This is a genomic window from Sporosarcina jeotgali (assembly GCF_033304595.1).
Classification (GTDB): domain Bacteria; phylum Bacillota; class Bacilli; order Bacillales_A; family Planococcaceae; genus Sporosarcina; species Sporosarcina jeotgali.
In genome coordinates this window covers 226,618-238,227 of the sequence record NZ_CP116341.1, presented here as the reverse complement: position 1 = coordinate 238,227, position 11,610 = coordinate 226,618, and the positions used below count along the sequence as shown (strand labels likewise).

9 protein-coding genes are annotated in these 11,610 nt (G+C 45.6%); 2 read left to right on the top strand and 7 right to left on the bottom strand.

Translation table 11 applies throughout. The annotated features are described in order from the left end of the window. Positions 1-23 precede the first annotated feature (23 nt). The 7 genes from PGH26_RS01215 to PGH26_RS01185 form a co-directional block, all read right to left on the bottom strand. A complete protein-coding gene (locus PGH26_RS01215; RefSeq protein ID WP_323692219.1) occupies positions 24-593 on the bottom strand; it encodes a TetR/AcrR family transcriptional regulator in 570 nt (189 codons plus the stop codon). Positions 594-750: 157 nt separating this feature from the next. Continuing rightward, the gene (locus tag PGH26_RS01210; RefSeq protein WP_323692218.1) at positions 751-1,854 is read right to left on the bottom strand and encodes an NAD/NADP octopine/nopaline dehydrogenase family protein; all 1,104 of its coding nucleotides are present in this window, start codon (positions 1,852-1,854) and stop codon (positions 751-753) included. 183 nt (positions 1,855-2,037) lie between these two features. Continuing rightward, positions 2,038-3,309 (bottom strand): serpin family protein, encoded by a 1,272-nt coding sequence (locus PGH26_RS01205; protein ID WP_323692217.1) that lies wholly within the window; start codon positions 3,307-3,309, stop codon positions 2,038-2,040. Between the two features lie 45 nt (positions 3,310-3,354). Continuing rightward, complete coding sequence (locus tag PGH26_RS01200) at positions 3,355-4,554, bottom strand: acyl-CoA dehydrogenase family protein (protein ID WP_323692216.1); 1,200 nt, start codon at positions 4,552-4,554, stop codon at positions 3,355-3,357. A gap of 26 nt (positions 4,555-4,580) precedes the next feature. After that, a complete protein-coding gene (locus tag PGH26_RS01195) occupies positions 4,581-5,747 on the bottom strand; it encodes a saccharopine dehydrogenase family protein (protein WP_323692215.1) in 1,167 nt (388 codons plus the stop codon). 15 nt (positions 5,748-5,762) lie between these two features. After that, complete coding sequence (locus tag PGH26_RS01190) at positions 5,763-7,241, bottom strand: aldehyde dehydrogenase family protein (protein WP_323692214.1); 1,479 nt, start codon at positions 7,239-7,241, stop codon at positions 5,763-5,765. A 570-nt stretch (positions 7,242-7,811) separates the two neighbouring features. Beyond that, positions 7,812-9,365 (bottom strand): DHA2 family efflux MFS transporter permease subunit, encoded by a 1,554-nt coding sequence (locus PGH26_RS01185; RefSeq protein WP_323692213.1) that lies wholly within the window; start codon positions 9,363-9,365, stop codon positions 7,812-7,814. A 174-nt stretch (positions 9,366-9,539) separates the two neighbouring features. On the opposite strand from PGH26_RS01185, the gene PGH26_RS01180 reads away from it, so the two are divergent. Together PGH26_RS01180 and PGH26_RS01175 are read left to right on the top strand one after the other, a co-directional pair. Then, positions 9,540-10,445 (top strand): TetR/AcrR family transcriptional regulator, encoded by a 906-nt coding sequence (locus PGH26_RS01180; RefSeq protein ID WP_323692212.1) that lies wholly within the window; start codon positions 9,540-9,542, stop codon positions 10,443-10,445. A gap of 64 nt (positions 10,446-10,509) precedes the next feature. After that, positions 10,510-11,304, top strand: coding sequence for a TIGR00266 family protein (locus PGH26_RS01175; RefSeq protein ID WP_323692211.1), 795 nt, complete (start codon positions 10,510-10,512; stop codon positions 11,302-11,304). The last annotated feature ends 306 nt before the right edge of the window (positions 11,305-11,610 follow it).

Genomic DNA, 11,610 nt, shown 5'->3' with positions numbered 1-11,610 from the left:
ATTAATGCTTGAAAAAAGAAGTCTCAAATTAAGAGACTTTTAAAAATGGTACTACTCAGTAAATCGATGATCTCTGTTTGATCCAACTCTGTACCGTGGGTTTTCCCCCAGTCTACAACGAGTGCCATATACGATTTAAACAGCAAATACGCGACCATTTCAACGTTACATGGTTTGACTTCACCGCGATTAATGCCTTTTTGGATTTTCTCGGCAATGAATTTTACAATCTGTTTCTCGATATCTACGAGGACTTCTTGTACGGCAGGCGTCCGGATTTCTTTCCCTTCATCAATCAGTTTGGCGTACAGTTGGTGCGTCGTTCTAAATTTCAAAATTGACATAAGACGAGCGTGCGCATTTTCTTCAAATGTTGCCCCTTCAATTGCAGCGGCTTCCGCTTCTGTCCTCATCTCTTCAATCATTCCGACGACAATGGCGTTGAACAGTTCTTCTTTGTTCGCGAAGAATGTGTAAATCGTACCTTTCCCAACGTTTGCAATTTTAGCGACTTGGTCCATCGTAGTCGCTTTGTAGCCAAACAGTGAGAAGGATTTTGCAGCGGCTTCTAAAATCTCCGTTCTGCGATCCATGTGCCCACCTCTTTCATCATAAAATGACTATAATTCAATTATGGTCATTCGGTCATTCCTTATAATACGCTCCCTATAATTAGATTGCAACCTTTTTTCTCAAATTGTTGACAAGTAAAAACGAAGGACATACTTGCTCCTCCGTTTTCACTCGTTATTATACTTTTGTCATTTTGTTAGGACTGATGAAGGTTAACAATTCCTCTGCCGTAGAAAATCCTAATTCTTCAATTGTACGGGCTTCGACGAAATAATCGTCCCCAACCATTGTACCTGCAAGCGTAATGATGGAGTCTGCGACGGGTGTTGGCATGCCAATATGCTTGCCAAGAGAGTGCAGAAGTCCTAGGCCCATCGGTACGTCTTCTGTAATATACCGGTTATTAACGGATTTCGTATGCAGATCTTTAACACTGTCTGCGTAAAAGGCGAACGCTTCATCATCTGATTGGGCATCCGGGTCAGTGAACGTGCGCACTTTGAACTCTTCAATGTATGAACGGGGCTTCGAACCGATCTTTTCAAGCATATCCATCTTTTCCTGATCTAACTCGTTTGCCACTTTCCATGTAGATGGAGTGAACCCTTCCGTATACATCGAAAATTGACCATCCGAGTTTTCGATGTACGCTGCGTTTAATGCAATCCCGACGGTATGCATAATGAGGTTCGGGTTGTGCAGTGCCACTTCAGCAATATGCTCACGCGGAATACAATTGCCGAGAATTGGTTTTAACGTGCGGCATGCCTCTTGAACACGATCAGCCGGAATGGTCGCAATTGGATGACCGTAGTTCACGGAATACAGTGTAACCTCACCTGGATTTGTAATTCTGCAGCTGTACGGCAGCGTTTCACCTTCTGCAAATAGCGGTGCGTCTCCTGTTCTGCCGATTCGTTTTAACTCATGCAAGAAGAATATACTGCCGAGATACCCCGGACAAATATAAACCGTTTGATGCTTTTGCAAGTGCGGAGCTAGAGCGCTCGCGAGGGACTTGTGGTAATTTGAGACGTAATAAATGAGGATAATATCTGCGTGTGGGATTACTTCTGCAGGATTGCGTGTCACAGCATGAAGCGGGACGGTTTGTTCCTTTTCCCCCTCTTTCAATGTGATGCACTTTGTTTCTTCCAGTCTTGCGAAATGCTCGTTTGGCTGATTGCTTAGCTTCAACATACTCACTTGGTGACCATCGCGCGCGAGACAAGCTGCCGCGGTAGAACCTCCGTGCCCTGAACCAACAATCGTAATATTCAATTTTAGTTTCCCCTCTCTTGTGAAATTCTTCACAATCTAGTGCAAAAAAATGCTGATTCATTTCAACTACTCTATTTTATCATAGTTTCCAATAAAAAACTATTTTATTAGATTTATCAGACATATATTCATCATAAAAGAAAAAGTCTCAATGACCTTTGCTGGCATCGAGACGTTAAACAACTAGTTTCCTTGAACAGGATTTGCAATCTTCCCTGCAAACAACAACACATCTGCTTCTTTGTCGCGGATGGTGATGAAGAATGGCTTGTCTGCAGACATTTCAAACGGCTCGCCGCTAAGTGCTGATTCAATACTCACTGTAACGGAAGTGACGCCAGCCGCCTCTGTCCCTTTTTCATCAATCGATAGATACGTCTTCTGTTTCACCTTACTGACAAATAATCTTTCTTTTTCTTCTTGTACCAATAAACTTAAATCCGCTGATCCGCCATTAAAGGCTTTTTGCATCCCTAATTCCATTAGCGGGGCTTTCATATCCGCTTCATAGTCCAGTTGAAGCTTCGGCATCCGGATTGAGCCGGGCGCAGTTTCAAAAGAATCGTTCCATGCTGTACGGTTTTCAGCCGTCCATGACTTTAGGAAGGACTCCACGTCTTGACCTTCTTTCGGCACAAACACGTCCATCGTCATCTTTCCTTCATCCCCGTAAGTCAGCGAGACCGCTTGGAACTGGTCATTCTCGAAATAAGGAAGAGATTCGTGCAGCGTCATGAATGGCACTGTTGCTTCACTGCCGTCTTCAAGATTGAAGATCCCGTTTTCTGTCATTTCTTCGTTGAACGGATACGTCCAAGATCCTTTGAAGTACACTGCATTCATCAAATACATGACAAGATCACTATCCAGGGGTGCGTCAACCATCTTCTCAATTTTACCGTTCGTCGAAGCCTTCACCCAGGCATTTATACGGGCTGCAGATTTCGAGTCGCTGATATCGATTTCTTCTGCATCCGCTGAAAAATAGTCATGGATGACACTTTTGAAAGCGTCTTGAAGCGTGTAAGTATCATTCATCCATAGGGAATTTGCTGTTTTCAGCGTCAACTCTTCGTCTGAACGCTGAAGATAATCCAGCAACGATGCATTCGCACGATTAATGGCTTCTTCATCCATGCCTTTTAATTGTACCGCTTCCAGAATTTCGTCCCTTGTCTCTCCATTCGCCCCATTTTGAAGCATGGACAATGCCATCAAGAGACTGACTGGAGATACGAAAACATTGCCGTCTTCATCTGGTTTTACCATGGTTACCAGCTGCTTACCGAGCTCGTTAGCCGGGTCACTCAGTTTCAAAAAGTCGTCTTCATCAAAACTTACAGCTGCTTTGTCTGGCTTCGATTCTTCTTTTTTCACGGGGGCATGGACCGTTCCGCACGCGGATAAGACAACCGCAGCCCCGACCGCCACCGCAAGTACAGCTTTTTTGTACATAGTCTCATCTCCTTTACTAGATGAGTCGGTTTTGAAGCAGGATAGTTACACGTTTTCGTCAAATGGCCAAGATGGCAGCATGTTGCTGAGGGGCTTGTCCTGCCGATATCCAAGCACATACTCCGCTTGCATAATCGTATGGATTTCCCGTGTTCCTTCATAGATCACCGGAGCTTTCGAATTGCGCAAGAACCGCGCTACGGGGTAATCGTCCGAATACCCATAGGCTCCATGGATTTGGAAAGCATCGTCCGCAGCTTGATTGGCAAAATCGCACGCTTGCCACTTAGCCAGCGACGTTTCACGTGTATTTCGCTGCCCTGTGTTTTTCATCTCCCCGGCCCGATAGACGAGCAAACGGCTCATTTGATAACCTGCTTCCATCCGTGCAATCATTTGCTGAACGAGCTGATGCTGTCCAATCGGCTTTCCGAATGTACTGCGTTCTTCACAATACGCAACACTCGCTTCCATACAGGCTTGAATTAAACCTACCGCACCTGCAGCAACTGTGAAACGACCGTTATCGAGTGCAGACATGGCGATTTTGAACCCTTCTCCCTCTTCTCCAAGCAAGTTCGCAACTGGTACGCGGATGTCTTCAAAAAACAGTTCGCCCGTATTCCCGGCTTTGATGCCGTATTTGTTTTTGATGGCTCTGGATGAAAAACCGGGCATCGTCCGTTCCACGATGAACGCAGATATTCCGTGATGTTTTTTCGATTTATCCGTATAGGCAAAGACGAGAAAATGATCGGCACTGTCGCATAATGAGATCCAAGTTTTCTGACCGTTCAATACATAATACTCTCCATTACGAATAGCAGTAGATCCCATTGCTGCAACGTCTGATCCCGCACCGGGCTCCGTCAGACCAAACGCACCGACTTTCTCCCCCTTAGCTTGGGGAATCAAATACTTCTGCTTCTGTTCTTCCGTTCCCCACTGCAGAAGCGTTAACGAATTCAGACCCGTATGAACCGATACCGCGGTTCGGAACGCGGTATCCCCGCGTTCCAGTTCTTCACACAAAATAGCCAGCGCATTATAGTCCATACCGCTTCCGCCGTACTGTTCGGGAATACACGTCCCCATAAACCCGAGTTCAGCAAGTTCTTTCCAAACTTCAGGATCAAAACCACCCTCCGCATCCCACTTTGCGATATTCGGAAGGATTCGATCATCGACATAACGTCTCACTGTTTTACGCAGCAACTGCTGTTCTTCCGTAAAGTTGAAATCCATTTCTGTCCCTCCTCGAAGTGCTCGGATTAGCGTGCAGCTTCACCTGTATGAATAGTTTCGGTAATGAGGACCCCGCGTTTGCCCATCTCTTCGATATAGAGTTCGCCCGGTACGATCGATTCAGGCGGATAAACGCCGCGTTTCGTAATCGTACCTCCGCCAATCATTTGTGCAACCACCGAAATGGTATTTGCAGTCGCGAGAGCCATTGCGGTTTCATTCATATCCGTATCTTTTGTTACGGTCATGTTGTATTCATAAGTTGCTGGCATGCCGGAAGCTTCACCGCTTACGAGAACGCGGAGCAGGACTGCATCTTTTTTGTCACCCAGCAGCATTTGCGGTGTTAGGTGCGCACGCATGACGTCACGCACACGCAGCGGCTTCCCATCAACTTGGATGGTCGATTCACGTGACAGCAAGCCCAGGTCGACGAGCAATTGGAACTTTTCCGCATGTCCTGGATAGCGCAAAGTCTTGTATTCAAGCGTTTTGACATCCGGAAAGGATTCAATGAGTGTCGATGTGCCGCCTGATGTATGGAAAGCTTCCATGTTGCCGAAATCCTCAAAATAGACGGTTTCAATTTCAGACAGTGATGGCAGTTCTAAAACTTTGCCATCCCGGATTACTCGTGACGAGTCCGTGTAGTGATCAAATACGCCCTCCAATGAAAACACGATGTTGTAGTTAAACGGCGGATCAGGATTGACGGGTACACCGCCAACAAACAAACGGATGGATTCTACATGATCCAACTTATTCGCACCGTAACCTGCGAGAATGTTGATCATCCCAGGCGCCACCCCTAAGTCTGGAATAAGCGTGACTCCGCGCGCTTCGGCTTGTTCTTTCATATTAAGAACAGCATCTGTTGCTCCGCCGATATGTCCGCCGAGATCTACACTATGAACGCCAGCTGCTATCGCCAGTTTGGCAACCGTTTCATTGAATGTATAGAACAAGGCATTGATGACGACGTCGCCGAGTGCAATGACTTCACTCAGCTGTAGTTCATTGCGAGCATCCAGTACTAAAATACTAAGTTTGTCGGACAAAAGTTCATCTGCAAAATTCTCCGCTTTTCGAACGTCTTGATCCGCTAAATAGACAGCTGTGACCTCATCGCTCTTCACCAAGTCCCGAACGGCTTCTTTTCCCATTAACCCTGCACCTAATACGACGACTTTCATCCAATCATCCTCCTTTTAGTTGTTATCGATCTGCGCCCGCTGCAGCTTGCCGCTGAAATCAACGTAAATGCTTTTCCACTCCGTAAAGACGTCAAGCGCCGCAACACCTGAGTCACGGTGACCGTTGCCCGTTCCTTTTGTCCCGCCAAATGGCAAGTGGATTTCTGCACCAGTAGTTCCAGCATTCACATAGACAATCCCTGTATCGAGGTCACGCTGTGCTTGGAAAATCTTGTTGACATCGCGAGAGAATATCGAGCTGGACAAGCCATACACGACACTATTGTTCACTTCAATCGCTTCCTCCAAGCTGCTGATTTCAATCAAGGAAATGACAGGTCCGAAGATTTCTTCTTGTGCGAGACGGCTGTCTGCTGCAACGTTTGTGAAAAGGGTCGGTTCGAAGTAGTGCCCGCCTGTATAATGGCCCTCCGTCAGCGTATTTCCGCCTGCCAGCAGTTTCGCTCCTTCTTCTTTCCCAACGTTCACGTAATAGCTGATTTTCTCGAGTGCTTTTGCATTAATGACCGGACCGATTTTGTTCGATTCGTCTGCCCCGTCGCCAATGGTCAAACCTTTCATCGCTTCCAGCAGCTTTTGCTCAAGTTCCTGCTTTATATGCGTATGCGCGATGACCCTGCTGCATGCAGTGCATCTCTGTCCAGCGGTTCCAAATGCACTCCAGAGGATGCCATCAACTGCGAGGTCAATGTCCGCATCGTCCATGACGATAATTGCGTTTTTGCCCCCCATTTCAAGGGATACCTTTTTCAAGTGGCGCCCGCCCAGCTCTGCGACGCGTCGTCCTGTTTCCGTCGATCCGGTGAATGAAATAACACGGACATCCGGGTTTTCAATCATTGCAGTTCCGACTGTGCCGCCGCTTCCGAATACGACATTCGCCACGCCTTCAGGCAAACCAGCTTCTTCAAATATGAGCGCCATTTCATACGCCATCATCGGTGTTTCAGTAGCCGGCTTCCAAATGAATGTGTTGCCCGCAACAATTGCCGGGAACGATTTCCACGTAGCAATCGCAACCGGGAAGTTCCACGGTGTGATCAATCCGACGACACCGATTGGCGCACGAACGCTCATCGCAAATTTGTTATCAAGTTCAGATGGCACCGTTTCACCGAAGAGACGGCGGCCTTCGCCTGCCATATAATAAGCCATGTCGATGCCTTCTTGAACTTCACCGCGCGCTTCTTCTATGACTTTCCCCATTTCTTTTGTGAGTACTTGGGATAGATGCTCTTTCTTTTCAATCATGATCCGACCGATTTCATATAAGTAATCCGCCCGTTTCGGCGCAGGGACACGCGCCCATTTCTTTTGAGCGGCTTTCGCGGCAGCGACCGCTTCGCTGACGTCATCTGCGGTGGATAACCGTACTTCCGCAAGTGTCTTCCCGTTTGCAGGATTTTTCACTGCTGTATAGTCTGCTCCTGTATCTGTACCCCATTGTCCATTGATGTAATTGTTCAGTTTCATTGCTGCATTCCCCTTTCAAAATAGGTTGATAGATTTGTAAGCCCTTTCTTATTCTATTCGACAGGAGTTAAGTATTTCCTTTCGGTAGATAGTTGTAGATTCTGATTGAGGGGTGCGGTGTGATGTTATGTAAGCAGCCTTAGGGTTATGGGTTATGATCACTTTCTGTGATTTATGAGCGCTTCCCCGGGGTTATAATCACTTTCCTAGATTTATGAGCGCTTCTCCGTGGTTATGATCACTTTCCGCGGTTTATGAGCGCTTCTCCATGGTTATGATCATTTTCCTAGATTTATGAGCGCTTCTCCGTGGTTATGATCACTTTCCGCGGTTTATGAGCGCTTCCCCGGGGTTATGATCACTTTCCGCGGTTTATGAGCTCTTTTCCATGGTTATGATCACTTCCCGCCAGTTATGAGCGCTCTCCCCAGTCCTATTAATTGGTCGCGTGATAGTGTTAGGTGAAAGCATGGCATTCCTTTCGCGGGATAGAGATGAGCCTGCTTAATTGAATTAATTCCAAACAAAAAGCCTTCTATTGGAAATTCCATCCCAATAGAAGGCTTTTGATTATGCATTGTCGCTATTCAGCTGTGTTTGAGCCTGCTTTTCCGCTGGCTTCAGCGGGTTAGCTTGATCTTTAAACTTCGGCGGCATCACACGTTTCATGAAGAACGTTAATACAAGTGCGACACCTGCAATAACTGTTGAGATGAAGAACGCATGGTTAATACCGTCGAGCTGAGCTTGCTGGGCTACTTGCACTTTGAAGTCAGCCATTCCAGCTGCATCTGTAGGCAGACTGCCTGACTTCGCTGCATCCGCTGCAATATCAGCACCTGCTGATTCCGCGCGTTTTGTCATAAGTGTCAATAGAATCGCGGAACCAATTGCACCGGAGACTTGCTGAACTGTACTGTTCATAGCCGTACCGTGCGGGTTCGATACCATCGGCAGCTGATTCATACCGTTTGTCATAATCGGCATTGTCACCATGGATAATCCGAACATCCGCGCACTGTATATAAACATCAGTTCGTAATAGCCTGTATCCATCGTAAGTTGGCTCAGCATATACGTTGTCAGCATTGTAATCGCTAGCCCTGTAATTGCAAGCGCTTTGGGTCCGTATTTATCGAACAGCTTTCCTGTAATCGGAGACATAATTCCCATCAAAACCGCACCTGGCAGCATCAGTAATCCAGAGTCTAAAGGTGAAATGTGACGTACGCTTTGAACGTAAAGCGGTGTCAGAATCATACCAGAGAACATAGCAACCGATACGACGACCGAAATGACTGACGAGAGCGCAAACATCGGATACTTGTAGATTTTGAAATCGAGCATCGGATCTTTTTTTCTAAGCTGTCTAGTCACGAATAGTAGAAGACCGATGGCACCAATAATGATCGTTCCGTACACTTCAATCGCTGACCAGCCTTTACTTCCCGCTGAACTGAATCCGTAAAGCAGTCCGCCGAATCCAATACTTGAAAGTACGATAGAAAAGACATCGACTTTGACTGGTTTATTCGGTGTAATATTGTGCAGTTTGAAATAAGCATAGACCATCGTGAATAGTGCAATCGGCAACACGATGATGAATAATGCACGCCATGAATAGTGTTCCACGACGAAACCTGAAAGTGTTGGTCCTATCGCCGGAGCCGTAAACATGACAAGTCCGAAGTAACCAAGTGCCTGCCCGCGTTTTTCAATAGGAAACGCAACGAGCATGACGTTCATTAAAAGTGGCATTAGAAGTGCTGCACCGGAAGCTTGAATCATTCGTGCTGCAACTAATAATGAGAAGTTCGGCGTGACAATCGCCAAAAGAGTTCCTAATGAGAACAACGTCATCGCTGTTAAAAATAGGTGTCGGTTTTTAAATTTAAGAATGAAAAAAGCGCTGGCCGGCATCATTATACCGCCGACAAGCATGTAGCCCGTCGTTAACCATTGCACCTGCGAAGGGGTGATCTTAAATTCGTCCATGATTGTCGGGAGTGCAATGTTGAGCAATGTATTGTTCAAGATCGCGACAAATGCCCCGATGAATAGTATCGCAATAATGCCGTATGGCGGCTTATCATGCATTTTCTTAACTTGTTCAGTAGTGTCCATCCAGCAATTCCTCCATTTTCTAGTTAGTTCGAAGTTCGAAAAACATCATGAAGAACATTTTATACTCACAGTCCAAATAAATCAACAAAAAAATTCCGGAGAATTAATTACATTGATAAATAAGGGTTTTGGGAGTAGACTACCAGTATACTCTTAAAACAAAAAGGTGATGTAATGAACGAGCGCAAAATGAAAGTGATTCTAGCTGCTCAAAAAGTTTTTCAAGATAAAGGGATTATTGCAACTTCCGTACAAGATATTTTAACAGCAGCAGGAATTTCAAAAGGTACATTTTACAATTATTTCACTTCAAAGAATGAATGCCTATTGGCCATTCTTGAAATGGCCAATGAAGAATCAATCACGAGAAGACGCAAGTTACTTCTAGGACAAGATCGAACCGACAAAACAATTTTTGCGATGCAAATTGTAACTCGCGCACATGTTGACCGGGAACGTAATTTACTTCCTATCTATGAAGCGGTTTTCTTCTCTAATGATAAAGAGATGCGATCTTTCGTAAAAAAACAATACCTCTCCGAAATCTCCTGGTTATCCGGACGGTTACTCGAAGTGTATGGTCCAGAGTCTGAACCCTATAATGCGGATGGAGCTGTGATGCTCGTTGGTATGATGCAGCATATCCATCATTTCGTGAAAATCGGCGGAAGAGAAAAGAATTCATTCAATTATGAGCAGCTTGTTCCATTCGCAATTCGGCGGCTTGACGATCTAATGGCGGGGATGACAGCCAGCGGAGATAAACTGCTGGGTAAAGCATTGCTAGACAAGTTGACATACACAGATAACGAAAATACTAAAGAAGTTCTCATGAAAGAACTCCGTAACTTCCTTTCTTGTTTCGAAAAAGATCGGGAAGAAAAAGGAATCGAATATGTAACATTTCTTTTAGAAGAGCTTGTCACAGGAAATAGCGGGCCGACGATTTTGGAATCCGTTACGGCTTCGTTTCAAGAACACTTTTCATCTACAATGTATGCCGACGATATCTCGAAGTTGTGCTGTCAAATTAAAGTAGTGAAAGAGCTGCGGGAAAAAGGAACTTGCACTGCGAATTAATGAAACCTTCCTCCTGGCCGCAACGTATAACTGAGTAACAAATTTAAACTCGGAGGTACTGACAATGAATAATCACGAAATTGACTATAAAATTCACGGCGATGACATGCAGTTTGTTGAAGTTGAACTGGATCCCCAGGAAACGGTCGTAGCTGAAGCTGGCGCCCTCATGATGATGGAAGATCACATTGAAATGGAAACCATCTTTGGCGATGGATCAGGCAGTGGCGGCGGCTTGTTTGGAAAGATTATGGGTGCCGGCAAACGGGTGCTGACTGGAGAAAGTTTGTTCATGACGACTTTCACTAATACTGGATCCGGCAAACGTCATGTCTCATTCGCCTCCCCTTATCCAGGAAAAATCATTCCTATGGATTTAAGTGAACATAGCGGCAAAATCATTTGTCAGAAGGATGCATTTTTAGCAGCAGCTAAAGGTGTATCTGTCGGAATTGAGTTTCAGCGCAAGCTCGGTACTGGATTCTTCGGCGGCGAAGGGTTCATTATGCAGAAGCTGGAAGGTGACGGTCTGGCATTTGTGCATGCTGGCGGGACCATCATTGAAAAGAAACTGCAGCCCGGGGAATCATTACGTGTAGATACTGGATGCTTAGTTGCAATGACGCACGACATTGACTATTCGATTGAAACTGTAAAAGGTGTGAAAACTGCACTTTTCGGTGGCGAGGGACTATTCTTTGCAACATTGCGCGGACCTGGAACTGTATGGATTCAATCCCTTCCGTTCTCACGTCTTGCAAGCCGGGTATTTGCTTCCGCACCTCAAATGCCAGGGAGCAGTTCTAAAGGCGAAGGCAGCGTTGCAGGTGGATTATTCGATTTGTTAGGCGGAAAATAATTTTTAAATGAATACGAAAAGCTGCCCGCTTCTGCGGACAGCTTTTTTGGTTGTTTATTGGGTGCGCAATTGCGTTGCGCTTGGAGTTTATGAGCACGTTTCATGTTTTATGAGCTTTTTTCATGAGTTATGATCACATTTCTGGACTTATGATCATTTTTCAAAATTTATGAGCGCTATCCCAGATTTTATGAGCATATTCCTATGTTTATGAGCTATTTTCACGAGTTATGAGCGCTTCCAGAAGTTTATGAGCTTTATCCTTCCTCACATCCATCTAGCAGTGACTCCCGTCCTCGCAAAAAA